Source organism: Limnochorda sp. L945t, assembly GCF_035593305.1.
Lineage (GTDB): Bacteria > Bacillota > Limnochordia > Limnochordales > Geochordaceae > Carboxydichorda > Carboxydichorda subterranea.
The window spans coordinates 648438-673275 of record NZ_CP141615.1; the positions used below are offsets into that span (position 1 = coordinate 648438).

Below are 24838 nucleotides of genomic sequence, written 5' to 3' on the forward strand. Positions count from 1 at the left end.
CAGCGATGGACGTGGTCGTGCGTCACGCAGGAGGCATGGCCTTCGTGGGCTACGGGCCGTCGGGTCACTTCACCGTCATGGACGGCCACGAGCCGGGAAGCGACGAGCCCCAGCGGGCTCCCGGCCCCATGGAGATGCTGCTCATCGCGCTCGGGGGATGCACCGGGATGGACGTGGTGAGCATCCTGCACAAAAAGCGCGTGCCCTTCACGGGGGTGGAGCTGCGGATCCATGGCGAGCGGGCGCCCGAGCACCCGCGCCGGTACACGTCGATCGAGATCGAGTACGTGGTGCGGGGGAGCGCCTTGCCCCGTAAGCCGGTGGAAGACGCGGCCCGGCTCTCCTTCGAGAAGTACTGCTCGGTGGCGGCCACGCTCAAGGCCGGCACCCGGCTCACCTACCGCGTGACCCTGGAAGAGCCCGCCGTCCATGGGGCTGCGCCCGGCGGCGCAACGACCGGGGTGGAGCGGGCGGCCCCCGCGGCCTCCCTCCCGCCGGCGGAGGGGGGCGCCGGGCCGCAAGGCTGAGCGTGCGCAAAGACTACGAAACGGCAGGGCCGGGGGCACCTGCGAGGCCGCAGGCCGCCCCGGCCCCCCTCACGTTCACCCTGCCGGCAGGGCCACCCGGCGGAACAGCTCCGTGCGGGTGCGCAGCGCCCAGACGACCACCACGGTGACCACGGCCTCGGGGACGAGGTAGGTCACGTTGTAGACGAGGGAGTAGAGGGCCACCGGCTGCCCGGCCGGCGCATAGCTGGCGAAGAAGACGATCCCCGACAGCCAGTGCGCGGCGAGCCTCCCCAGCGAACCGGCCGCCACGCCCCACTCGGGCGAGCGAAACGCGCCCGCTATCCCCAGCACGCCGAACGCCACCGGATAGTCGAGCAGCGCTTGCGCCCAGTGCACGACGTAGCCGCCGAACGCCATCTGCAGGAGCCCTGAGGCTGCACCGGCGACGATCCCGGGCCAGACGCCCCAGCGCGCCGCGAGGACGAAAAGCGGCACCATCTCGAGGGAGACGGAGCCTCCCTGCGGCATCTGGAAGAGCTTGAGAGCGCTCAGCGCCACAGAGAGGGCCACCGCGATGCCGCCTTCGGCCACCAGATGGGTGGGAGTCCGGCGGGTCCAGTAGGACGACACCCTGGCTCGTTGCTGCATGATGCGAAGTGCACCTCCTTCCCGGCCGGCCCGGCGGCCGACCTCTGCCGAAGCAGGCAGGGAGCGGAGGGTGCACCTCACGCGCCTGAAGACACGACGGCCATCGCTCGCGCACAGGCAGGCGATGGCCGACCAGAGGACGTAACCCCAGCGGCGGCCCCTTCCCTCCGCAGGCATTACCCTGATCAGGTCCGAGGGGTCCCGGGACCCCCTGCCGCCGGCCTGCCGGCGTCGCGGAGGCACCCCGGGTCTCAGCGCACCTGGCTCCCCCAGTGGCTCGCCGGAAACCCTGGATGGTCGGAACGGATCCCAAACCCGATGGGGTGATTCGGTGCCGGCATCCGATTCCCTTCCGCTTTCGCGCGTCGAGACCTGGGCGCAGCAGGGGGCGCCCGCGGCCACGGCGAAATCGGCCCCAACGCCGAGGGAGGAGGCCGCCCCTGTTGGCCCGATACGTGTTGATGCGCCTGGGCCTTGCCGTTCCCATCATCCTGATCCTGGTCAGTATCATGTTCCTGATCCTGCGGGTGATGCCGGGCGACCCGGTGCTGGCCATGCTGGGAGGCCGCAACGTCAGCCCGCAGGTGATCGCGGAGTACCGCCAGCGGCTCGGGCTCGACCGCCCGTTGCTCCTTCAGTACGTCGATTACCTCGGGCAGGTGGCCCGGGGAGACTTCGGGACCTCCATCCGCACCGGCAGACCCGTCATCCGGGAGTTGCTCGACCGGTTCCCGGCCACGCTCGAGCTGGCCGTCTCGGGGATGCTGGTCGCCTTCGTGCTGGGGCTGGCCGGCGGGATGATGGCCGCGACCCGGGCTGACCGGGCCCCGGACCATGCGATGCGCCTGGCCAACGTGGGCTTCTTCGCGATGCCCATCTTCTGGTTCGGCCTGATGCTGCAGATGATCTTCGCCGTGCGGCTCCACTGGTTTCCGGTGGGCGGGCGGCTCGACCCGGTGACGGCGGCCCTGTTCGAGCCCCGCACGGGCTTCTACGCGCTCGACGCGCTGCTCGAGCGCGACTGGGAGGCGCTGGGCAGCGCGCTGCATCACATGGTACTGCCGGCGGTGACGCTGGGCGTGGTGCTCTCCGGGGTCGTGGGCCGCTTGAGCCGCACGCGCCTTCTCGAGGTGCTGGACGCCGACTACGTGCGTACCGCTCGTGCCAAGGGCCTGGCGGAGCGCCGGGTGCTCTGGGTGCACGCGCTGCGCAACGCCATGATCCCCATCGTCACCGTCGTGGGCATGCAGTTCGCGCTGTTGCTGGCCGGCGCCGTGCTGACGGAGACCGTCTTCTCGTGGCCCGGGATTGGCAGGTATCTCCTCATGAGCATCGACTACCGGGACTTCCCCGCCATCCAGGGCAGCGTGGTCTTCATCGCCCTCTTCATCTCGGTGATCAACTTGCTGGTGGACATGACGTACCCGCTGCTCGACCCACGGGTGCGATTCTGAGGGGAAAGCGCGATGGCATCATCCAGTACAGTCGAGACGGCCACGTCGACCGCCTGGGGCGTCCGGGCGCTGGGGCTGCACCGTTTGGTTCGCCACTACCTCCTGGCCGTCGGAGGCGGCATCGTCGTCTTGGCCGTCGCCTTGACGCTCCTGGCGGGATCCATTGCTCCCTACTCGCCTACGGACGCCGTGGGCGAGCGGCTGCAGCCGCCCGGGGCCGGCCACTGGATGGGCACCGACCAGTTGCGCCGGGACGTCTTCAGCCGGGTCGTGTGGGGAGGCCGCGTGCCCCTCACCGTGGCGGCGGTGGCGACGCTGGCGTCGTTCGGCGCCGGTTCGTTGTTGGGCTGGGTCTCGGGCTTCTGGGGCGGTACGGTGGATCGGGTCTTGTCGCTGGTCATGGACGCGGTCTACTCGTTTCCCGCGCTGGTGCTGGCCATCGTGGTGGTGGCGATGCTGGGCCCCGGCATGCTCAACATGGTGCTCGCCATCGCCCTTGTGTACGTCCCTACGTACTTCCGTCTGGCCCGGAGCCAGACGCTGCAGGTGCGGGAGATGGAGCACGTGGAGGCGGCCCGGGCGCTGGGAGCCTCGAGGCTGCGCACCCTCTTTTTGCACGTCGCACCCCTGACGCTGCCGGCTCTTCTGGCGGTCTCGTCCTTCACCGTGGCGGACGCCATCCTGACGGAGGCCGCGCTGGCCTTCTTGGGGTTCGGCCTGCCGCCGCCGACGCCCGATTGGGGGTTCGACATCCAGAATGGCCAGAAGTTCTTGCAGGCGGGGCACTGGTGGCTGGTGACGTTCCCGGGGCTGTTCATCATCGTGGTGTCCCTGGGCTTCGGGATGGTGGGGGAGGGGATCAATGACTGGCTGGATCCCCGGCGCAAGCGGCTCACGACGTGAGGCGCGGGCAGGAATTGGTGGACCAGGAAGGGAATAGAACGGCCAATCCGAAGGGAGGAAGGACATGAGAGCGGTAGGGCGCTTTTCCTGGTGGGTGGTGCTGGCCCTGGTGGCGATGATGCCGGCGGGGGCGCTGGCCGCCCAGGATTCGACCCTCATCATCGGCACGACGGACAAGGTCACGCAGCTCGAGCCCGCCAACTCGTATGACTTCTGGACGTGGCACGTACTGGAACAAACCACCGGGACGCTGGTCACACCCGAGCCGGGCACGGCCAGGCTGGTGCCGTCGCTGGCGGAGCGGTGGCAGATCTCGTCCGACGCGAAGGTGTACACCTTTTATCTGCGCCGGGGGGTGACGTTCACAGACGGGACCCCGTTCAACGCGCAGGCCATGAAGTGGAGCCTCGAGAGGGCGCTGAAGCTGGACGGCCCCGAGGGCGCCGTCGGGCTCATCAAGGGCATCGACAAGATCGAGGCGGTCGACGAATACACGTTGCGTATCACCCTCAAGCAGAGCGACGCCACGTTCCTGGCGCGCCTCGCCGACCCCATCGCTCCGGTGATGGCGTTCAGCCCTAAGTCGATGCCGGCGGACAAGATGGTCAACGGGCAGTACGCGGGCACCGGGCCGTACAAGCTCGTGCGCTACGACCCGGACCAGCGGGTGGTGCTCGAGGCGTACGACAAGTACTGGGGGCCCAAACCCAAGACGCAGCGCGTCATCGAGGTCTTCTACTCGGACGCGTCGGCGCTGCGGGCGGCGCTCGAGTCCGGGCAGATCGACGTGGGCTTCCGGACGTTCAACCCGGAGGACATCGCCAGCCTGGAGAAGGACGGGCGGTTTGCCGTCATCAAGGGCAAGGGGAGCCTCTCGGTCCGCTATATCGTGTTCAACGTGACGCAGAAGCCCTTCGACAACCCTGCGCTGCGCCGGGCGCTGGCGCTGGCCATCGACCGGGAGCGGATCGTGAGCGACGTCTTCGGCGGGCTCAACGCGCCGCTCTACAGCATGGTGCCGCCGGGTATGTGGAGCCACATCGAGGCGTACCCCAAGCGTGACGTCGAGGGCGCCCGCAAGGCGCTGGCCGCGCTCGGGTACTCCCAGAGCAAGCCGCTCACCATCACCCTCTGGTACACGCCCAGCCACTACGGCACCACGGAGGGCGACGTCGCAGCGGTGGTAAAGGACAGCCTGGAAGAGACCGGGCTGGTCAAGGTGGACGTGCAAGCCCTCGAGTGGGGCACGTACGTGACCCGCATGAGCGAGGGCGCGCTCGGGATGTTCTTCCTGGGCTGGTACCCCGACTTCCTCGACCCGGACAACTTCCTGGCGCCGTGGCTCACGGAGGCGCCGGGGTCGCTGGGCACGCACCTCGACCGGGCGACCAGCGAGGCCGACCGGGCGTACTACCGGGAGTTCGTGCGGCTGCTCACGGCGGCCAAGCACGTGAGCGACCAGGACATCCGCGAGCGGTTCTACGTGCAGGCCCAGCAGAAGCTGGCGGAGAGCGCGATCCTCATCCCGCTCTGGCAAAACAGCATCCAGCACCTGGCCATCGCCCAGCGCAACGTCGAGGGGATCGTGCTGGATCCGTCCATGAACTTCCGTACCTGGTTGATGTACAAGAAGTAAGGCCCTGAGCCGTTATACTGGGAGACGCAGGTACCGCCCCGGGGTCTGTGGCTGAAAGTCGATGCCAGCCGCGGGCGAAGCGACCCACGTAAGGCGCCGCCGCCGGCCGGCACGAGGAGGCCGGCGGCGGCGACCGAGCATGGCGCGGCTTAGCTGTAAGTCCTGCCCGCCGGCCCCTTTGGGCGGGCCAGGCGGAGAGGGAGCGAAAGCCCGGAGATGGGATCCTCGAGACGGCCCGGGACTGGGTGGGCTGAGCTCCCCGGCAGGCGGGTGTGGGGGCAAAGGCCAGGTCAGCCCGGTGGCGGGCCTGCCCGGCGGAGCTTCGGGTTACGGTATGGAGTGTCAGGTCGCGCACGGAAGGAGCGGTGGGGCACCATGAGAAGGGGAGCGCTGGAGCCCAGCTGTCGACGAAGCATCGTGCGGCGCGCCGGATGGACGGCGGCCCTGGTCGTCCTGGCCGCGATGGCATGGGGCGCCGGGGCGGCCGGCGTGGGGGCCGCGCCCCGGCCCGGTGTGCCGGAGACGCTGCGGGTGGGCACGGACGCGACGTACCCTCCGATGGAGTTCATGGAGGGCGACGAGTTTCGCGGGTTTGACATGGATCTGATCCGCGAAATCGGCAAGCGCCTGGGAGCCAAGGTCGTCATCCAGAACGTCGGCTGGGACGGGCTCATTCCCGGGCTCAACAACCGCAACTACGACGTCGTCATCTCGGCCATGACCATTCTCCCCGAGCGCCAGGAGGCGGTCGACTTCTCCGACCCTTACTTCAACGCCGGCCAGATCATCGTGGTGCGCAAGGGCGACACGCGCGTCAAGGGGCCCAATGACCTCAAGGGCAAGGTCGTCGCCGTCCAGATCAACACGACGGGGCAGTTCGCCAGCGAGAAGATCGCCGGCGTCACCCGGATCGACAAGTACGACACGACCCCGCTGGCGGTCCAGGCGGTCATGCAGCGTTCGGCCGATGCCGCGGTCATCGACCTGCCGGTGGCGGTCGAGCTGGTGAAGGAGTACCCAGGCCAGATCGAGTTCGTCGGCAAGCCCTTCACGGAGGAGTACTACGGCATCGCGGTGCGCAAGGGCCGGCCGGAGTTGTTGAAGGCCATCAACGAGGTGCTCCAGGAGATCAAGCGCGACGGTACCTACGACAAGATCTATGCCCGCTGGATCGGACGGTAGCCGGGCGTAGGATGCCGGCCTCGAGCAAACGATGGGCTTTCGTTGGGACATCGTCTGGAGCGCGTTTCCCTATCTGATGGCGGGCGTCGAGACGACGCTCGTGTTGAGCGTGCTTTCGGTGAGCGCAGGCGTCGTGCTCGGCACGGCGCTTGCGCTCTTGCGTCTTTCGCGTTTTCGCCCTCTGTCCCGCGTGGCCTCCGGGTACGTGGACGTCTTCCGGGGCACGCCGCTTCTGGCGCAAATCCTGTTCGTCTTCTACGGGCTTCCGCAGATCCTGGGCTTTCCGCTCTCCAGCCTGGCCGCGGGCCTCCTGGCGCTCAGCCTCAACAGCGCGGCCTACATCGCCGAGATCGTGCGGGCCGGGATCCAGTCCATCGAGAAGGGGCAGATCGAGGCGGCCCAATCGACCGGCATGAACTACTCGCAGACCATGCGCTACATCGTCCTGCCCCAGGCCTTCCGGCGGATCCTGCCGCCCCTGGGCAACGAGTTCATCGCGATGCTGAAGGACTCGTCCCTGGTCTCGGTCATCGCCCTCGAGGACCTGATGCGGCGCGGGCAGCTCCTGGGCAGCCGTACTTTCCGCTACTTCGAGGTGCTCCTGGCGGTCACGATCCTCTACCTGGTCATGACCAAGGTGGTATCCTACCTCCTGGCCTGGATGGAGCGCAGGTTGCGGGTGACCGCCTGAGCGCGCTCCCTCCGAAGAGGGATTGGACGGATCAAACGGAAGGATCCCTCCGTGAGGCGCAGGCGTCCCGGGGGCGAGAGAGGACCGTAGGGAGGTACGGTTGCCGCGATGGGTACCAGTGCTGAGAGCACCGGGATGGTCGTGGTCGTCAAGGGCAAGAACGTGGACGTGGTGCCGGCGCTGCGGGAGCAGGCGATACGCAAGGCGTCCAAGCTCGGCCGCTACTTCAACAACCACGCTGCCGTCCGCGCCGAGGTGGCGCTGGGCTTCTTGCGGGGGCAGTACACGGCCGAGGTGACCTTGCAGTTCGGCGGCGTCTTCCTGAGGGGCGTCGGGCGCTCCGGCGAGGCGCTGGGCGCCGTGGACGAGGCGGTTGAGCGGGCAGAGCGGCAGTTCTTGCGCTTCAAGTCGCGCTTCGAGCCCAAGAGCCAGCCCGCCCGCCAGGGCGAGGAGGCCGAAGCGCCGGAGGTCGCCGCGCAGGAGCCGGCCGAAGCCTCCGAGGCCGGCGCGCCCAGGGTCGTTCGGGTCAAGCGCTTCGTCATGAAGCCCATGGCTGTCGACGAAGCCATCCTGCAGATGGAGATGCTGGGGCACGACTTTTACGTCTTCCGCAACGCCGCCACCGACGAGATGAACGTGCTGTACCGGCGGCGGGACGGCAACTACGGACTCATCGAGCCCGGCGAATAGGGCTCGGCCTCTCTCCATGGTGAGCCTCGTCATCTTCGAAGGGGGGCAGGCCGCCAGTAGCGTCGAACGTATGCTCGCCGCGGTGCGGCGGGCGGTGGTCGTCGACACCACGCGAAGGGCGTTGGGGTGCGGGGCCATCGATCGCGTGATCGTCGCCACCGACAGCGAGGAACTGGCGGCCTCGGTCCGGGCGGCCGGAGCCGAGGTGGACTGGGACGGGGGACAGCCGTCCTTCCACTTCGGCAAGCGTCTGGGGGAGATCATCGAGCGGCGCCGCCTGGACCGGGTCATCTACATGAGCGGAGGGTTGGGGGCCCTGGCCACCCCGGACGACCTGGCGTGGGTCGCCCGAGAGCTCGCCCGTCACGACCGGGTGGTCATCGCCAACAACGTGCATTCGGCCGATCTGGTCGCTTTCACGCCCGCGAGCGCGATCCGGGGCATCGATCTGCCCGCCATGGACAACAGCCTTGCCATGGCGCTCAATCTCGACGCAGGCCTGCCCCTGGCTCACCCTCCTCGCACCCTCGGCCTCCACTTCGACATCGACACACCCGTCGATCTGCTGGCGTTGAGCATCCACCCGGGCACAGGCCCGGAGACCCGGCGGGCGCTCGAGGCGCAGCCGCTCGACCTGCGCCGGGTGAAGGCGGTGATGGGGGTGATGGACGACCCTGCGGCGGACCTGTTGATTTTCGGCCGGATCGGGTCTCCCCTGTTTCATTACCTGGACGATCGTACCCGATGCCGGCTGCGGGTCTTCTCCGAGGAGCGCGGCATGAAGTCCCTGGGGCGGGACGTACGAGGCGAGGTCGTTTCGTTGATCGGTTTTCTGTGGGAGAGCGTGGGCAGCCGGGGGCTGTTCGAGCGGATCGCTCGGATCGCGTCCGCAGCGCTGCTCGACACACGGGTGTTGTTCGCCCATCGCCGGTGGGCTCTGACCCAGGCCGAGCGTTTTTGGTCCGATGTGGGGGCGTGGGAGGAGATTCGCCATCCCGGGTTGCGCGAGTTCACCCGGGCGGCGCAGGAGGCGACGATCCCTACTTTGCTCGGTGGGCATTCCCTGGTCAGCGGAGGGGTGTGGGCTCTCGTAGACGCCAGGTTGCGGGGGGTCGGCGGCGCGCGCTGAGGTCCGTTGCGCTTGCGAGAAGGGGCACTCTCTTGCGACGAGCGGCCGGGACAAGCGTGCTCCTCTTACTACGGCCACAGGCAGGTGAGCGGCTCTGACAAAACCATCGGTGGGTTCCCATGACCCTCGCCCGACCCGCCCCCGCGCCGACAGGCAGCCCGGTCCCGCCGGTCAGGCCGAATCCGGTGAAGACGTGTCGATGCGGTTGCCGGCGGAGCGTCAGCTCGAAGAGCTGATCGAGACCATCGAAGGGGTGGTCGGCTGCCGCGTCCTCTGGGACCGGGAGGGGCGCCCGAGCGAGATCCACGTGGTGGTGACGGGCGAGCGTCCTCCCAAGCTGGTGGTTCGGGATATCCAAACCCTTTTGTTGGTACATTTCAACGTTTCGATCCCTCACCAGAAAGTCAGCGTGGTGGTCACGCGAAGCCGGGGGGCATCCGAGGGGGGCCCCCGCTCCCGGACGGGGGCTCGCCCTGGTCCCCCACCGGGACCTGCGCCCGTGGTGGAGGGGCGGGCCGGCCCCGTGTGGGAGCCGATCGAAGAGGCCGAGGGGCCCCTCGAGCCTCGCCCCGAGCCTTCGGAGCCGGTGGGGCAGGCCCTCCCGGGGCCGCCCCCGCTCCCGTCTGCTGCGCAGCGCCCGATGGTCTCGCCGCGCCTTCCGGCGGCCGTGGCGGTACGGCCCGAGTTTCCGTGGCGGCTCGAGTCCGTCACGATCCGGATGGCGCCCGGCGAGACCGAGGTGAGCGTGGCCCTGTCGGACGGCGAGAGCCGGCAGGTGACGGGCTCGGCGCGGGGGCCGCAGGGCGAGAGCCTGGCTTCGCTGCTCGGCGCCCGGGCGGTGGTCGACGCCCTGGGGGGCCGGCTCCCGGGCGGGGGGCCTGCCGTGCTCCACTGGGTGGACGTGGCGGGGCCTTCGTCGGTACCGGCGGTGGTGGTCATGGTGCTCCAGGCGCCGGCCGGCGCACCGTCGCCTCCACGCTGGGCGAGCGGCTCGAGCCCGCTGTCGGATAACGCCGCCCTGGCCGGGGCCCTTGCGGCCCTCGAGGCGCTGGCCAAACTTTCGCCGCCGGAGGGGGCCGGGTTATAATAGCGGCGGCCTTCGGGCCCGGGAAGTGTGGCGGAGGTCCGTTGCTGGGTCTGTTGAAAAAGGTGATCGACCCGAACGAGCGGGAAATCCGGCGCCTCAACGGCATCGTGGCCCAGGTCAATGCCCTGGAGCCGGAGGTCTTGCGCCTTTCGGACGAGGAGCTCCGTGCCAGGACCGGCGCGTTCCGGGAGCGGATCCAGCAAGGCGCGACCCTGGACCAGCTCTTGCCCGAGGCGTTTGCCGTGGCGCGGGAGGCGGCCCGTCGCACTCTCGGGATGCGGCCGTTCGACGTGCAGGTGATGGGCGCCATCGTGCTCCACGAGGGCCGCATCGCCGAGATGAAGACGGGCGAGGGCAAGACGCTGGTCGCCACCATGCCCGTGTACCTCAACGCTTTGCTGGGGCGAGGCGTTCACGTCGTCACGGTCAACGAGTACCTGGCGCGGCGCGACGCGGAGTGGATGGGCGCCATCTACCGGTTCCTGGGGCTTTCCGTGGGGGTCATCGCCCACGACATGGGGTTCGAGGAGCGCAAGCGCGCCTACGCCTGCGACGTGACGTACGGCACCAACAACGAGTTCGGCTTCGACTACCTGCGGGACAACATGGTTTGGGACGTCTCGCAGATGGTGCAGCGGGAGCTCTACTACGCCATCGTCGACGAGGTGGACAGCATCCTCATCGACGAGGCCCGCACCCCTCTCATCATCTCGGGCATGGCGGAGGAGTCGACGGAGCACTACTACACGATGGCGCGCCTCGTGCCGCGCCTTCGGGAGGGCGAGGACTACACCGTCGACGAAAAGGCCCGGACCGTCGCGCTGACCGAGGCCGGCGTGGCCAAGGTCGAGAAGATGCTCAACGTCGACAACCTGTACGACGACCGGCACTTCGAGCTCACCCACTACCTGCAGCAGGCGCTGCGGGCGCACGCTCTGTTCAAGCGGGATCGCGACTACGTGGTCAAGGACGGCCAGGTCATCATCGTCGACGAGTTCACGGGGCGGCTGATGTTCGGCCGCCGGTACAGCGACGGGCTGCACCAGGCCATCGAGGCCAAGGAGGGCGTGCAGATCCAGCGGGAGAGCCAGACCCTGGCCACCATCACGTTCCAAAACTTCTTCCGCATGTACAAGAAGCTCGCCGGCATGACGGGCACGGCCGCCACCGAGGAGGCGGAGTTCCAGAAGATCTACGGGATGGACGTCGTCGTCATCCCGACCAACAAGCCGATGATCCGGACCGACTACCCCGACGCCGTCTACAAGACGGAGAAGGCCAAGTTCGACGCGGTCGTGACCGAGATCGAGGAGCTGCACAAGACCGGGCGGCCGGTGCTGGTCGGTACGGTCTCCATCGAGAAGTCGGAACGCTTGAGCGAGATGCTGACGCGCCGCGGCATCCCGCACGTGGTGCTCAACGCCAAGTACCACGAGAAAGAGGCCCAGATCGTGGCCCAGGCCGGCAAGCTCGGTGCGGTCACCATCGCCACCAACATGGCCGGCCGCGGCACCGACATCGTGCTGGGCGGCAATCCCGAGTACCTGGCCCGGGAGCGTCTCAAGGCCAGGGGCTTCTCCGACGACGAGGTCGCCGAGGCTGTGGAGAGGACGCGCTTTGCCGGAGGACGCCTCTCGCGAAACGGCGCCGGCCCGGACGGCACCGGGGCCGGGCCGGACGGGACGGCGGGCGGGGCGGCGGACGGTGCGGCGGGCGCGGCTTCCCGGCTCGACGGCAAGCCCGCCGTGGACGGGCCGGCCGATGCCGCGGCGGCGGAGCGGGAGCGACGGATAGCCCAGGCGCAAAAGCTGTACGCGGAGCTCCTGGCCCAGGCGAAGGCGGAGACCGAGCCCGAGCACCAAAAGGTCGTGGAGCTCGGCGGGCTCCACATCATCGGCACGGAGCGCCACGAGGCCCGGCGCATCGACAACCAGCTGCGGGGCCGCTCGGGCCGCCAGGGCGACCCGGGTTCGTCCCGGTTTTACGTCTCCCTGGAAGACGACCTGATGCGGCTGTTCGCCTCCGACTGGGTACGGCGTTTCATGGATCGGCTGGGGTGGGAAGAGGACGTTCCCATCGAAAACATGCAGCTCACCCGGGCCATCGAGAACGCCCAGAAGAAGGTCGAGGCCCGCAACTTCGAGATCCGTCGCCAGGTGCTCGCTTACGACGACGTGATGAACCGCCAGCGCGAGGTCATCTACGAGCAGCGGCGCCGGGTGCTGACCGGCCAGGACCTGCGGGAGAGCATCCTGGACATGGCCGCCCGGCTGGTGGATGGCCTGCTGGCCACCTACGCCGACGAGAAGGTGCACCCCGAGGACTGGGACCTGCCGCAGCTGTGCGAGCGGGTCAACGACATCGTCAACCGGCCGGGCGCCGTGCAGGTCGCCGCTCTGGAGGGGCTCAAGCGGCCGGAGCTCCGGGAGCGCCTGGTCTCGGTGATCCAGGACGCCTACGCCCGGCGCGAGCAGCAGCTCGGGGCGGAGGCCATGCGCCAGCTCGAGCGGGTGGTGCTGCTCCGGGTCATCGATTCCAAGTGGACCGAGCACCTGCGGGCCATGGACGACCTGCGGGAGGGCATCGGGCTTCGGGCGTACGGGCAGCGGGATCCGCTGGTCGAGTACAAGCTCGAGGCGTTCAACATGTTCAACGCCATGGTGACCTCCATCCAGGAGGACGCGCTGCGCTACCTGTTCCGGGTGCAGCTCGTGAGCCCCGCGGAGCAGGAGGAGATGGCCCGGCGGAGGTTGCGCGAGGTCAGCCTCAACCGGAGCGAGGATGGCAACGGCGGGGCAGGGCGCCGGGGCGGGGCCAGGCGCCAGGCGCAGGCCAGATCCCGTATCGCGCAGGTGGCGTCGCAGGGGGCGGCGGCCGACGGTGCGGCGGCCGGCCCGGCCGAGGGCAAAGAGCCGGAGGGCCCCGTGGTGGTCCAGCGGCGCGTGGCCGTCAAGATCGGCCGCAACGACCCGTGCCCGTGCGGCAGCGGCAAGAAGTACAAGCACTGCCACGGGCGCAACCAGTAACGCGGGCGTGACCCGTAGCAGGAGAGGACGAGCGAGGCATGGACAAACCGGCGCGCCCCATCTGGGCGTGGGGCACCCTGGCAGAGGAGATCGAGACGCGGCAACGGCGCATCGCCGAATTGAGGGAGTTTCTTTGACATCCCCGGCAAGCGCGCCCGGGCGGACGCCATCGAGCAGGAGATGGCGGCGCCGGGCTTTTGGGACGACCAGGAGCGGGCCCGCTCGCTGATCGAGGAGATGCGCCGGCTGCGGCGCATCCAGGAGTCGTATGAGGAGGTGGCCCGCCAGGTCGACGACCTCGCGGTGCTCTTCGAGCTGGCCCGGGCGGAGGCCCGGGAGTCGGGCCAGCAGGACGCGGCGGTCGAGCAGTCGCCCGCCGGCCGGGAGATCCTCGAGGAGTTCGAGCGCGCCTCGCAGGCGTTGAGGCGGCTCGAGCTCGAGACCCTGTTGAGCGGCGAGTACGATCCTCACGACGCCATCCTCTCCATTCATCCGGGGGCGGGGGGCACGGAGTCGCAGGATTGGGCCCAGATGCTCTTGCGGATGTATCGCCGGTGGGCCGAGGAGAGCGGCTTCAAGGCGGAGCTCCTCGATCTCCTGCCCGGGGACGAGGCGGGGATCAAGAGCGCCACGCTGGCCATCAAGGGGACCAACGCCTACGGGTACCTCCGGTCCGAGAAGGGCGTCCATCGCCTGGTGAGGATCTCCCCCTTCGACGCCTCGGGCCGGCGCCACACCTCGTTTGCCTCGGTCGACGTGCTGCCGGATCTGCCGACCGACGTCGCCGTGGAGGTCGACCCGGAAAGTATCAAAGTCGAGACATTTCGTGCCGGCGGGCACGGAGGACAGTACGTCAACAAGACCGAATCGGCTGTACGCATCACCCACTTGCCGACGGGCATAGTGGTGAGCTGTCAGAGCGAGCGCTCCCAGCTCCAAAACCGTGAGGCGGCCATGCGCATCCTCAAGGCGAAGCTGCTCGAGCGCAAGATGGCCGAGCAGCGGGAAAAGCTGGAGGCGCTGCGGGGCGAGCAGGGCGAGATCGCCTGGGGCAACCAGATCCGGTCGTACGTGTTTTGCCCGTATACCATGGTGAAAGACCACCGGACCGGGTACGAGACTTCAGACGTCCAGGGCGTCATGGACGGCGAGCTCCAGCCGTTCATCGAGGCCTACTTGCGCTGGCAGGCGGCCGGCGCGCCGGCCCGCCGATGAGAGGGGCGTTGCCGAGGCGCCGAGGGCCCGGCCTGCTGGTGGCGGCGGGTGCAGCGGCGATCCTCCTCGGAGCTGCCGCCGTCGGGGTGCTGGCCTGGAGCAGCGGCCTGCCGCGTTCGGCGGAGCAGCGGATCCGGGACGCGCTCCTGTCGAGCCTGGACGGTGCCGGTTCGCTGGAAGTGCGCCTGGAGACCCGCCCCGGATACCGGGTGCTGGCCGGGCAGATCGACCACCTGGAGATCTCGGGCACCGCGCTTCGCGCCGGGGAGCTGGTGGCGGACCGGTTCTCGCTGGTAGGCGACGCCCTGCAGCTCGACATGGGCAAGCTGGCGGGCGGCGGGGGGCTTTCGGTCTCCAGGGCCCGGCGGCTCGACATGGAGATGGTCGTGAGCGAGGAGTCGGTCAACCGGTATCTCCAGGCCACCTACGAGCTGGCCCGGCTGTTGCACGTGCAGCTTCTGCCGCAGGGGCCCCGGCTGCTGATGGACGCGCAGCTGCAGGACCAGGCGGTGCGGATCAGCCTGGACAGCAAGCTGCAGGTCGAGCCCGGCAACGTGGTGGCCGTGGTGCCGGACCGCCTCGCCATCGAACGGGAAGGCGCGCAGGCGCTGGCGTTGAGCCTGGCGGGCGCAGACAGCCCCCTGCGGATCGAGATCGGGCAGCTTCCGGTGCCGGTCGCCATCGACAGGGTGACCGTAGGGGAGGGCGAGCTCCATCTTTTCGCGAGTTACCGGCCTCCATCGTAACGGGCGGCGCTCCGACGGCCCCGGCGCGCACCTCACGCTGGCATGGGTCGCGGGCGGGCTGCTGGTGGCCCTGGGGGTGGCAGGGGCCGCGGGGGTGCTGGTGCCACGCCTTGCCCGGGAGCAGGCTTCCCGGGGCCCCGTGGAACTGACCTTCGACTGGCCGTCGCTGCAAGCGGCCGCGGAGCAGTGGGACCGTCCCCCGGCCGAGCTCGTCCGGGAACTGGCGAAGGCCGGCGTGACGTCGCTGGCCGTCCCCGAGCAGACCGCCGGCGAACTCGTCAGCCGGGGCGACGCGCTCTTGATGACACCGGTACAGATGGAGATGCTGCGCCTCCCCGCGCCCGCGGCTCCGGTGCAGTCCCCGGTGACGTGGTTGCTGCAACCGGGCCAGCCGCCGCTCGCCATTCCGGCGGCGGCGCCAAGAGCGCACGCCTTCGGCGTGGGGCTCCCGCAGGACGCGCTGGCCGCCGCACGGGAGGCGGGCCTGCCGGTCTTGCTGCGCTACGCCGACCGCCCGCGGATCGTGCCGTGGTTCGACGCACAGGCGACGAAGGGCGTGCCGGCGAGCCGCGTCGTCATCTTCGAGGGGGCCCGGGTCCCGGACCTCGAGACCGTCCGGCCGCCCATGGAAGAAGGGCACTTCGCGGTAGGCCTGGTGGAGTTCGCCGGGCAGGCGGGCGCCGCGGAGCTGGCCCGCTCGCTGGGCATGGCGGGCGTCGCGGTGCACAGCATGAAGTCGGAAGAGATCGAACGGGCCGGCGTGGACGCCTCCATCGACCGGTACGTGCGGGCGGTACGGGAGCGCGGGGTGCGGGTGCTGTACCTGCGGCCGGCACCGCAGGAGCAGGACACCCTGGCCCTGGTGGCCGGGCTCGCCGGGCGGTTGAGGGCTGAAGGGTACACCATGGGGCTTGCCCGGCCGGCGCCTCTTTGGAGGGGGCCCGGCGCCCTGACGCTGTTGCTGGCGGGCGTGGGCGCGGCCGGGCTGTTGCTGTGGCTCGTGGCCGGGTGGGCATCGGCCGGCGGTGCGGGCGCCCGTGCGCTGGCCTCGCCGCTCGTGGCCGTCGCGGCGGCCGCCCTGGGGGTGCTCTCCGGGGCGGTGCTGGTGGTGGCCCACGCCCGGGGATGGGATAGTGCCCTGTCGGTGCTGGCCAGGCAGATGGGGGCGTTCGGGGTGGCCCTGGTGGCGCCGGTGGCGGCCATGGCCGCCGGGCTGTCCGTAGCCGGGCGGCCGCAGCGCCCGGACGGCAGCCTCGTCGGGAGCCGGGGGCAGGGCAGCACGCTGCGGGCGCTCGGGGCGTGGCTTGCGGTCGCGCTGGTGGGCCTGATCGGGGGGCTGCTGGTAGCGAGCCTGCTCAGCGACAGTCTGTTCATGCTGCGGCTGGAACAGTTCAGGGGGGTCAAGCTCGTGCACGTGCTGCCGCCGGTGACGGTGGCGGCGGGTGCCCTGGCGCTGGCGGGGGCCGATGGGGAGCAGGTGCGCCGCTGGCTGGTCCGGCCCGTGCGCTGGGTTGACGCGGCACTGGCCGTGGTGCTGGTCGCCGCCGGAGCCTACTACGTGCTGCGCACCGGCAACGAGGCGGGGGCCGTCTCGGAGCTCGAGCGGGCGCTCCGGGGCTGGCTCGAGACGGGCCTTTCGGTGCGGCCCCGGACCAAGGAGTTTCTCATCGGGTATCCGGCCCTGGCCGCCGGGCTGTTCATGTGGAGCCGGGGCTGGGCCCGGGAATGGCCTTTGCTGTGGGCCGGCGTGATGGGGGCTGCCTCCATCGCTCCCGTCTCCGTGACCAATACTTTCGCCCATCTCCACACGCCGCTCGTCATCACGCTGCAGCGGGAGTTGAACGGGATGGCCCTGGGGCTGCTCGCCGCGGCGCTCGTCTGGGCGGTGGCCGGCCGGCTCGAAGCGGGCGCCAGGCGGCGTGCCCGGCTGCGGGCGGTGGCCGGGGGGCAGCAGGAGCGATCGCAACGGGGACTCGGCGTCACCCCCTGAAAATACTTTTCTCGGGTTATTACGGGTTCGGCAACCTGGGGGACGAGGCCGTCCTGGCCGGCGCGCTGCGGGGCCTTCGTCACCACCTGGGTGAAGACGCCCGGCTGGTGGTGCTCTCTTCCGATCCCCCGGTCACCCGGCAACTGCACCGGGTCGAAGCAGAAAGCCGCGCCCCGGGCGCCACGTGGCGTGCCGTGCGGGGCGCGACGGTGCTGGTGAGCGGCGGAGGGAGCTTGCTCCAGGACGTCACCAGCGTGCGAAGCCTCCTCTACTACCTCTTCGTGATGGAGCTCGCCCGCCTGCACGGCGCGCGCGTCGTCTGGTTCGCCCAGGGCATCGGGCCCGTGCACCGGCCATGGCTGAGGCGCCTGGTCGCCTGGGAGGCGAACCGGGCGGCGGCCGTCACGGTACGCGACGAGGCGTCGCGCCACGACCTGGTCGCCATGGGAGTGGATCCGGCCAGGGTGCAGGTGGTGGCCGACGCCGCGTGGCTCCTCGCAGAGCCGCACGGGGCTGCCGGCTCCTCGCGCTTCCCCACGGCCTTGCCTTCCCCTGAGGCGCCGGGCGGCCGGGACGAGGAGCGGGCCGGTCTCAAGGCCGGCGTGGTATGGCGCGAGTGGAAGGGCCAGCCCGTGACGACCGCCGAGGCCGGCGTGGCGCTGGGCCGGGCGCTCGCTCGCCTGGGAAGGCCCGGCCTCGAGGTCGAGGTGATGGCCTTCCAGCCTGGCCTCGACCTCCCGGCCTGCCGGGAGATGGCCGGGAGCTTGCAGCGCGGGGTGCGGGCGGAGACGGGGGCAGCGGTGCGGGTCACGGTGACGCAGGCTCCCCCGAGCCCCGAGGAGGCGCTCGATCGCCTCGCGTCGTGGGACCTGGTGGTCGCCGTGCGGCTGCACGCTTTGATCCTGGCGGCCATGGCGGGCGTGCCGTTCGTCGGGGTGGCCTACGACCCCAAGGTCGAGGCCGCCGGGGCGGAGCTTCGGTGGCCGATCCCTCCCCTGGCTCCGGAAGACGGGGCGGACGTGCGGGCGTGGGAGATGCGGCTGCGGTCCGCGCTCGCCGACCGGCCGGTGCTGGTTACCCACCTCCAGCGCCTGCGGCCGGCCATGGTGGCGAAGGCCATGGGGGCGGTCGAGGCCGTTCGCCGGGCCGTGCTCGCCACCGAGCAGCAACCTCCCGTCCCCGCTCCGCCGGGACCCGTCTCGCCCCCGAGGCGGGAGCCCGTCCGTCATGCAGGGGCGCTCCCGCCCGCGGGCGAGGTGCTGGGCGTGCCCGTCCACCTGCTGGGGCTCGAGGAGGCAGCGAGGGCCATCGAGCGGTGGATGGCGGAGCGAGAGGGCTCCTGCGAGCCCCGGGCGCAGCCGGTGCGGCACGTGGTGACCCTCAACCCCGAGATGATCATGGCGGCCCGCCACGACCCGGGCTTCCGCCGGGTCCTCGAGCAGGCCGACCTGCTGGTGCCCGACGGGATCGGCGTCGTGTGGGCGTGCCGCCGGCTGGGCTGGCCGGCCGTGGGCCGGGTGCCGGGCATCGAGCTGGCCGAACGATGCCTGGCCGCCTGCGCGGCTTCCGGCCGGCCCGTCGTCTTCGTCGGCGGCGCCCCGGGCCAACCGGCCGCCTCGCGGCTGCCCGTGGCCCAACAGGCGGCGCTGCGGCTCCGGCAGCGCCTCCCGGGGCTGCGGGTGGTCGCGACGCACCACGGATACTTCCGCCCGGACAGCCCCGAGGAAGAGGCCCTGCTCGCGGCGATCGAACAGGCCCGGCCGGCGCTCTTGCTCGTCGGCATGGGCTCGCCTCGCCAGGAACTCTGGATCGCCCGCCACCGGGAGCGCCTGGCGGGCGCGGTGAGGGTGGCCATGGGCGTGGGGGGCAGCTTCGACGTCTGGGCCGGCAAGAGCCGCCGCGCCCCGGCACTGGCCCGAAAGGCCGGGCTCGAGTGGCTCTGGCGGTTGGTGCGTGAGCCCCGGCGGGCCGGCCGCATGCGGGTGTTGCCGCTTTTTGCCGCGCACGTGCTCGCGGCGCGGTGGGGACGGCATGGCCGGGCCCGCGCCCCGAATCCTGCCGAGAGTGCCCGGTCGGCGTCAAATACCTCTATAATGGGTGAGCAGGGCAGAAGCACCCGCGGTCCCGGATCCGGGGAGGCGAGCGCTTGAAGGGTCCTATGGGGAAGGCGTGGCCGGCGATCGTCATCGTCACCGCCCTGGCCGTTGGGGCCCTGGTGGGCGTGAGCCTCTTGAGCATGGGCGCTCCTCCCTCCCAGGGCGCCTCGGCGCGATCCGGCGACGACCTCGCCACGGCGCTCGAGGTGATCGGCGTCATCAAGACCCACTACCTCGAGCCCGTCAGCACCGTCGACATGCTCGCCGCCTACATGCGCACCGGCACCATCAACGGGATGCTCAAGGAGTCGGTCAAGGACCCGTACACCCGCTACATGGACGCCGAGGCGTACAAGCAGTTCCAGATCGACACGAGCGGCCACTACGGCGGGATCGGGATCTACATCGGCATCCAGGACAACAAGCTCACCGTCGTTGCCCCCATCCCCGGCACGCCCGCGGCCAAGGCGGGGCTCCAGGCCGGCGACTGGATCGTGGAGGTCGACGGGCGACCGACCAGCGAGATGGCCCAGGAGGAGGCGACGACCCTCATCCGGGGGCCCAAGGGCTCCACGGTGGAGCTCACCGTCGAGCGCAAGCAGAAGCGGTTCAAGGTGCGCATCGCCCGGGAAGAGATCGTCGTGCCCGCCGTGTCGACGGTGCAACTGTTGCCCGGGCAGATCGGGTACGTGCGCCTGCTGCAGTTCTCCGAGGACGCGCCGGCCGAGATGGAGCGGGCGCTGTCGACCCTGGAGCAGAAAAACTACCGCGCCCTCATCCTCGACCTGCGCAACAATCCCGGCGGGCTGTTGACGGCCGCCATCGACGTCGCCAGCCTTTTTCTGCGAGATGGCCCGGTCGTCCACGTCGTCGGCCGCAGCGGCGAACGGCACACCATCGAGGCAGGCTCGGTCCGGGCGCACCCGCTGGTGCCCACGGTGGTGCTGGTCAACAAGGGGTCGGCCAGCGCCTCGGAGATCCTGGCGGGCGCCCTGCAGGATCGCAAGGTCGCGACCCTGGTGGGGACCAAGACGTTTGGCAAGGGGCTCGTGCAGACCGTGATCCCGCTGGGGCGCGGCGACGCCCTGACGGTCACCACCCAGAAATACCAGACGGCCGGCGGGCGGTACATCGGTAACGAGGGCATCGAGCCCGACGTGGTCGTCAAGGTGCCGGAGGGCGACCAGGAGGCGCCACCGCTCGCCTCCGGCAAGGTCGACCTCAACGACGTGCAGATCCAGAAGGCCATGGAGATCTTGACCCGGCAGCTCGCGCAGGCGGGCGGGCGCGCCGAAGGAGGCTGACCGGCCACTTGCCTGTGGGCGACCTGCTGCGGCTCATCGGAGAGAGCCTGCTGGGGCTCATCGCATCCCCCACGGCGCTGTTGCTGCTGTCGGTCGTGGTCTGGTTCGTTTACGTGCAAGCCGCCCGGTCGGCTGCCGTCGAACAGTACATGTTCGGCGTCGTGCGCACCTCGACCCGCCGGCAAACGCTGCAGGCGCTCGGCATGGGGCTGCTGGGTGGGGCGCTGGCGACGGCGCTTTTCGTGGGGCTCGGCATCACCTTCGACATCAGCTTCATCGACACCTGGCGCATCCTGTTCCTCATGGCGCTCGCCCTGGCGCTGGTGCAGCCACGGTTCATGTGCTTCGCGTACGCGGGCGGGCTCGGTTCCCTCGCGTCGCTGGTAGCAGCGCTGTTCGGCTGGAGGCTGGGCGTGGACGTGCCGGCCGTGATGGCGCTCGTGGGGGCGCTGCACCTGGTGGAGGCGCTCCTGGTCTGGCTCGACGGCCACATCAGCCCGACACCGCTTTACATCAAGCAACCTGACGGCCAGGTGGTGGGCGGCTTCGCCCTGCAGAAGGTGTGGCCGCTGCCTTTCGTGGCGGCCGTGGGGTTCGTGGTCGCCCGGGAGATGGTGACCGGCCAGACGGTGCCGATGCCCGACTGGTGGCCGCTCTTCGGCCCGCGCACGCCGGTGCCGGCCGGCCACGAGATGGTCTTCCACCTGCTGCCCGTGGTGGCCGGCCTCGGCTACGGGGACTTCACGGTGACCCGCGACCCCCGGGTGAAGGCGCGCGACTCGGCGGGCGGGCTGGTGCTGTTCAGCCTGCTGCTCCTGGCGCTGGCCCTGGGGGCGCGGCAGGTGACCGCCCTGGCGTGGGTGGCGGCCATCTTCTCCCCCCTCGGGCACGACCTGTTGATCCACTGGGGGCGCCGGCGGGAGCACGGCGAGCCGGTCTTCGTGAGCCGGGACGGGGTCATGGTGCTGGACGTGCTGCCCAACACGCCGGCGGCGCAGATGGGGCTGCATCCCGGGGATCTGATCCGGGCGTTCAACGGGCAGGCGGTGCGCAACCGGGAGGAGCTCCAGGCCGCCATGGAGCCGTGGTCGGTGGATGTCGAGCTCGAGGTGGAAAACCGTCTCGGCCCTTCCCGGGGCCGCCGGGTGGTGCGCTACCCGGGCAGGGTGCCCCCGCTCGGCATCGTGCCCGCCCCCGAGCCCGACGAACCCCGGTACGTGACCCTGCAGATGTCGGGTCCCCTGCAGCGCTGGTGGCGGCGGTTGCGCCGGCGCCTGGAAGGGCGACCTCTTTGACCGTCAGAGGCGGGGGCGCGGCGCCGCCGGCCGGCGGCGTATGGCCCGCGGGGGTGATGCCCACCGGGGAGGGCACGGGCCGGCGCCCCCGCGCCCCCGGCGGGCCGTGGCGCACGCGGTGGCCGGTGCTCGCAGGCGTTTTCCTCTTGGCGGCTCTTGCCGGCGGGAGCTTCGCTCTCCTCTGCCAGGGCCTGGCGGTGTACACGCGTCTCGTCGCAGCACAGGACGCGGCCACGTACCGGGCGCTGGCCGAAGGATGGCCCAAACCGCCAGCAGTGACGCCCCTGTCTCCGCTGTGGACGATGGGGTTTGCTCCCGAGCGCATGGCCGTGCTCCCCGGCGAAGAGCTGCCGGGCGGCGGCGTGCCGCCGGGCCTCCGCCCCGGCACACCCCTGGGACGTGAGGGCATCCGGGCGCGCCTTGCCATCGTCATCGACGACTGGGGGTACGACTGGCAGGCGGCCGAGCGCCTCCTGAAGCTCGACGCCCCCATCACCGTGGCGATCCTGCCGTTCTTGCCGTACAGCCGCGAGCAGGCCTTGCGGGCGCGAAGCCGCGGCTTCGAGGTACTCGTGCACCTTCCCATGGAACCGGACGACCCCTCCGTCAGCCCCGGCCCCGGCGCCGTCACCACCCAGATGAACGACGTCGAGGTCCGCGAGGCGGTGCGCCGCGCCATCGAGGCGGTGCCGGGAGCGGTGGGCGTCAACAACCACATGGGTTCCAGGGCGACCGCCGACCCGCGGGTGATGCGGCAGGTGCTCGCGGAGGTGGCGCGCCACGGGATGTTTTACGTGGACAGCGCGACGAGCCCTCACTCGGTAGGGGCCGCCGTGGCGAGTGCGATGGGGGTGCCGTGGGCGCGCAACCAGCTCTTCCTCGACGGCGAACCCAGCGTGCAGGCCGTGCGCTCGCGCCTGCAGCTCGCCGTGCAGCGCGCCCTGCGAACGGGCGCGGCCGTCGTCATCGGCCACGTGCGCCCGGCCACGGCGGCGGCCCTCGAGTCCATGCTCCCGCAGCTGCGCCGGGAGGGCGTCCTGCTGGTCCCCGTGTCGGCGCTCCTGCACCGCTGAACGCACCGGTTTGCACCCTCGTAACGCCCTGTTCGGTTCCCGGTGCCGGCGGGGAATGGTATAATCGCAGGCGAGTCCGAATGGGTGTACGGGAGGAGCGTGAGGCCCGGTGGCGATGGCGGTTCGGCCTGCGCAACTGCCGGGGCGCTTCCGGGTCGTCTCCGACTTCGAGCCGGCGGGAGATCAGCCCAAGGCCATCGAGGCGCTGAGCCGGGGGGTCGAGCAAGGGCTCAAGTACCAGACGCTGCTCGGCGTGACCGGCAGCGGCAAGACCTTCACGATGGCCAAGATCATCGAGCGGGTGCAAAGGCCGACGCTGGTCATCGCGCACAACAAGACCCTGGCGGCGCAGCTGGCCAACGAGTTCCGGCAGTTCTTCCCAGACAATGCGGTGCACTACTTCGTCAGCTACTACGACTACTACCAGCCCGAGGCCTACGTGCCGCAGACCGACACCTACATCGAGAAGGACGCCAACATCAACGACGAGATCGACCGGCTGCGGCACGCGGCGACCAGCGCCCTCTTCGAGCGGCGCGACGTCGTCATCGTGGCGAGCGTCTCGTGCATCTTCGGCCTGGGGTCGCCCGACGACTACGTGGGGATGACCCTGAGCCTGCGCCACGGCGATTTCCGGGACCGCGACAACATCCTGCGCCGGCTCGTCGGCGTGCACTACGAGCGCAACGACGTGGGATACAAGCGGGGCACCTTCAGGGTACGGGGAGATACGATCGAGATCTACCCGGCCTACTCGGAGACGATGCTGCGCATCGAGTTTTTCGGCGACGAGGTCGACCGCATCCTGGAGATCGACCCGGTGACGGGCGAGGTGCTGGGGCAGCCCGAGACGGTGACCATCTACCCGGCCACCCACTACGTCACGACGGAGGAGAAGCTGCGGCGGGCCCTCGAGACCATCGAGCAGGAGCTCGAGGAGAGGCTCGCTTACTTCCGCAGCGAGGGCAAGCTCCTGGAGGCGCAGCGCCTCGAGCAGCGCACCCGCTTCGACCTCGAGATGCTGGCGACGGTGGGCTACTGCAACGGGATCGAAAACTACTCCCGCCACCTGAGCGGGCGGGCGCCGGGGTCGACGCCGACCACGCTGCTCGACTACTTCCCGCGGGACTTCCTCATGTTCATCGACGAGTCGCACCAGACCATCCCGCAGCTGCACGGCATGTACAACGGCGACTACTCGCGCAAGAAGACGCTGGTCGACTACGGCTTCCGGCTGCCGTCGGCGCTGGACAACCGGCCGCTCAGGTTCGAGGAGTTCGAGCGGCACATCCACCAGGTGATCTTCGTCTCGGCGACGCCGGGGCCGTTCGAGCGGGAGAAGAGCCAGCAGATCGTGGAGCAGATCATCCGGCCGACCGGGCTGGTCGACCCGGAGGTCGTCGTGCGGCCCATCCAGGGGCAGATCGACGACCTCGTCCACGAGATCCGCGAGGTGGTGGCCCGGGGCGAGCGGGTGCTGGTCACGACCCTCACCAAGAAGATGGCGGAGGACCTCACCGACTACCTGGCCGACATGGGCATCCGGGTGCGCTACCTGCACTCGGAGGTGGAGACGCTCGACCGGGTGGAGATCCTGCGGGGGCTCAGGCTCGGCGAGTTCGACGTGCTGGTGGGCATCAACCTGCTGCGGGAGGGGCTCGACCTGCCTGAGGTGTCGCTGGTGGCCATCCTCGACGCCGACAAAGAGGGGTACCTGCGGTCGGAGACCAGCCTCATCCAGACCATCGGGCGGGCGGCTCGCAACGTGCGCGGGAAGGTCATCATGTACGCCGAGGTCGTGACCGAGTCGATGCAGCGGGCCATCGACGAGACCAACCGGCGCCGGCGGCTTCAGATCGAGTACAATGAGGCGCACGGCATCGTGCCGCGCACCATCCAGAAGGCCGTCACCGACATCGTGCAGGCCTTCCGCGCCGAGCAGGAGCAGCAAAAGCAGCAGGGCCTGCGCGGGCTGCAGCAGAAGGCCCGGGAGATGGCGCCCGAGGAGCTGTCGGCGCTCATCCGCGGTCTCGAAGAGGAGATGTACGAGGCGGCCCGGCAGCTGGAGTTCGAGAAGGCCGCCGAGCTGCGGGACCAGATCAAGGCCTTGCGGCAGGAGCTGCTCGGTTACGTGCCGGTAGGGTAGGCGCCGGCTGCGCCGGCT

General features: G+C 70.3%; 19 protein-coding genes and 1 pseudogene. 19 read left to right on the top strand and 1 reads right to left on the bottom strand.

Going from position 1 to position 24838, the window contains the following annotated elements; all coding sequences use genetic code 11:
* Positions 1 to 5: 5 nt before the first annotated feature.
* Positions 6 to 527, top strand: coding sequence for an OsmC family protein (locus U7230_RS02970; RefSeq protein ID WP_324718172.1), 522 nt, complete (start codon positions 6 to 8; stop codon positions 525 to 527).
* 75 nt (positions 528 to 602) lie between these two features.
* Here the strand turns inward: U7230_RS02970 and thiT are convergent, their stop codons facing one another.
* Positions 603 to 1157, bottom strand: coding sequence for an energy-coupled thiamine transporter ThiT (gene thiT / locus U7230_RS02975; protein WP_324717260.1), 555 nt, complete (start codon positions 1155 to 1157; stop codon positions 603 to 605).
* Between the two features lie 443 nt (positions 1158 to 1600).
* Here thiT and U7230_RS02980 point away from each other — a divergent pair, with 443 nt between their 5' ends.
* The 18 genes and pseudogenes from U7230_RS02980 (at position 1601) to uvrB (ending at position 24820) form a co-directional block, all read left to right on the top strand.
* Positions 1601 to 2611, top strand: coding sequence for an ABC transporter permease (locus U7230_RS02980; RefSeq protein ID WP_324717261.1), 1011 nt, complete (start codon positions 1601 to 1603; stop codon positions 2609 to 2611).
* A 12-nt stretch (positions 2612 to 2623) separates the two neighbouring features.
* Entirely contained in the window at positions 2624 to 3514 is an 891-nt protein-coding gene (locus U7230_RS02985) for an ABC transporter permease (protein ID WP_324717262.1), read from the top strand.
* 64 nt (positions 3515 to 3578) lie between these two features.
* A complete protein-coding gene (locus U7230_RS02990) occupies positions 3579 to 5150 on the top strand; it encodes an ABC transporter substrate-binding protein (protein ID WP_324717263.1) in 1572 nt (523 codons plus the stop codon).
* Positions 5151 to 5525: 375 nt separating this feature from the next.
* Positions 5526 to 6332 (top strand): basic amino acid ABC transporter substrate-binding protein, encoded by an 807-nt coding sequence (locus U7230_RS02995; RefSeq protein WP_324717264.1) that lies wholly within the window; start codon positions 5526 to 5528, stop codon positions 6330 to 6332.
* Positions 6333 to 6363: 31 nt separating this feature from the next.
* Positions 6364 to 7023 carry an amino acid ABC transporter permease gene (locus U7230_RS03000; protein ID WP_324717265.1) on the top strand — a complete coding sequence of 220 codons (660 nt, stop codon included), beginning with the start codon at positions 6364 to 6366 and terminating at the stop codon, positions 7021 to 7023.
* Positions 7024 to 7131: 108 nt separating this feature from the next.
* The gene (gene hpf / locus U7230_RS03005; protein ID WP_324717266.1) at positions 7132 to 7713 is read left to right on the top strand and encodes a ribosome hibernation-promoting factor, HPF/YfiA family; all 582 of its coding nucleotides are present in this window, start codon (positions 7132 to 7134) and stop codon (positions 7711 to 7713) included.
* A gap of 16 nt (positions 7714 to 7729) precedes the next feature.
* Positions 7730 to 8842, top strand: a complete 1113-nt coding sequence (locus U7230_RS03010; RefSeq protein ID WP_324717267.1) for a hypothetical protein — start codon at positions 7730 to 7732, stop codon at positions 8840 to 8842.
* Between the two features lie 205 nt (positions 8843 to 9047).
* Positions 9048 to 9929 carry a hypothetical protein gene (locus tag U7230_RS03015; RefSeq protein ID WP_324717268.1) on the top strand — a complete coding sequence of 294 codons (882 nt, stop codon included), beginning with the start codon at positions 9048 to 9050 and terminating at the stop codon, positions 9927 to 9929.
* A 41-nt stretch (positions 9930 to 9970) separates the two neighbouring features.
* A pseudogene (gene secA, locus U7230_RS03020) lies at positions 9971 to 12625 on the top strand (preprotein translocase subunit SecA); the annotation flags it as partial.
* 39 nt (positions 12626 to 12664) lie between these two features.
* Positions 12665 to 12955, top strand: coding sequence for an SEC-C metal-binding domain-containing protein (locus U7230_RS15375; protein ID WP_404980624.1), 291 nt, complete (start codon positions 12665 to 12667; stop codon positions 12953 to 12955).
* A gap of 38 nt (positions 12956 to 12993) precedes the next feature.
* Positions 12994 to 14170, top strand: a protein-coding gene (gene prfB, locus U7230_RS03025; RefSeq protein WP_404980548.1) for a peptide chain release factor 2 whose coding sequence is annotated in 2 segments (ribosomal slippage) — positions 12994 to 13089 and positions 13091 to 14170 — 1176 coding nt in all. Because the reading frame shifts where the segments join, the coding sequence is not laid out codon by codon here.
* 8 nt (positions 14171 to 14178) lie between these two features.
* Entirely contained in the window at positions 14179 to 14916 is a 738-nt protein-coding gene (locus U7230_RS03030) for an LmeA family phospholipid-binding protein (RefSeq protein WP_324717270.1), read from the top strand.
* A gap of 64 nt (positions 14917 to 14980) precedes the next feature.
* The gene (locus tag U7230_RS03035) at positions 14981 to 16906 is read left to right on the top strand and encodes a DUF5693 family protein (protein WP_324717271.1); all 1926 of its coding nucleotides are present in this window, start codon (positions 14981 to 14983) and stop codon (positions 16904 to 16906) included.
* Between the two features lie 2 nt (positions 16907 to 16908).
* On the top strand, positions 16909 to 19056 hold the full coding sequence (gene csaB / locus U7230_RS03040; RefSeq protein WP_324718174.1) for a polysaccharide pyruvyl transferase CsaB: 2148 nt from the start codon (positions 16909 to 16911) through the stop codon (positions 19054 to 19056).
* Positions 19053 to 20306, top strand: a complete 1254-nt coding sequence (locus U7230_RS03045; protein ID WP_324717272.1) for a S41 family peptidase — start codon at positions 19053 to 19055, stop codon at positions 20304 to 20306. The genes csaB and U7230_RS03045 overlap by 4 nt, the downstream gene beginning before the upstream one ends.
* A 14-nt stretch (positions 20307 to 20320) precedes the next feature.
* Positions 20321 to 21601 (top strand): PDZ domain-containing protein, encoded by a 1281-nt coding sequence (locus U7230_RS03050; RefSeq protein ID WP_324718175.1) that lies wholly within the window; start codon positions 20321 to 20323, stop codon positions 21599 to 21601.
* Positions 21598 to 22674, top strand: coding sequence for a divergent polysaccharide deacetylase family protein (locus U7230_RS03055; protein WP_324717273.1), 1077 nt, complete (start codon positions 21598 to 21600; stop codon positions 22672 to 22674). Before U7230_RS03050 ends, U7230_RS03055 begins: the two co-directional genes overlap by 4 nt.
* 115 nt (positions 22675 to 22789) lie before the next feature.
* Positions 22790 to 24820 (top strand): excinuclease ABC subunit UvrB, encoded by a 2031-nt coding sequence (gene uvrB / locus U7230_RS03060; protein WP_324718176.1) that lies wholly within the window; start codon positions 22790 to 22792, stop codon positions 24818 to 24820.
* Positions 24821 to 24838 lie beyond the last annotated feature (18 nt).

Excerpts from the sequence above, each read along its gene's own strand:
- U7230_RS02990 (WP_324717263.1), top strand. The coding sequence starts at position 3,579 with ATGAGAGCGGTAGGGCGCTTTTCCTGGTGGGTGGTGCTGGCCCTGGTG.
- U7230_RS02985 (WP_324717262.1), top strand. The coding sequence starts at position 2,624 with ATGGCATCATCCAGTACAGTCGAGACGGCCACGTCGACCGCCTGGGGC.
- hpf (WP_324717266.1), top strand. The coding sequence starts at position 7,132 with ATGGGTACCAGTGCTGAGAGCACCGGGATGGTCGTGGTCGTCAAGGGC.
- thiT (WP_324717260.1), bottom strand. The coding sequence starts at position 1,157 with ATGCAGCAACGAGCCAGGGTGTCGTCCTACTGGACCCGCCGGACTCCC.
- U7230_RS02995 (WP_324717264.1), top strand. The coding sequence starts at position 5,526 with ATGAGAAGGGGAGCGCTGGAGCCCAGCTGTCGACGAAGCATCGTGCGG.
- U7230_RS15375 (WP_404980624.1), top strand. The coding sequence starts at position 12,665 with ATGGCCCGGCGGAGGTTGCGCGAGGTCAGCCTCAACCGGAGCGAGGAT.
- uvrB (WP_324718176.1), top strand. The coding sequence starts at position 22,790 with ATGGCGGTTCGGCCTGCGCAACTGCCGGGGCGCTTCCGGGTCGTCTCC.
- U7230_RS02970 (WP_324718172.1), top strand. The coding sequence starts at position 6 with ATGGACGTGGTCGTGCGTCACGCAGGAGGCATGGCCTTCGTGGGCTAC.
- U7230_RS03000 (WP_324717265.1), top strand. The coding sequence starts at position 6,364 with ATGGGCTTTCGTTGGGACATCGTCTGGAGCGCGTTTCCCTATCTGATG.
- U7230_RS03010 (WP_324717267.1), top strand. The coding sequence starts at position 7,730 with ATGGTGAGCCTCGTCATCTTCGAAGGGGGGCAGGCCGCCAGTAGCGTC.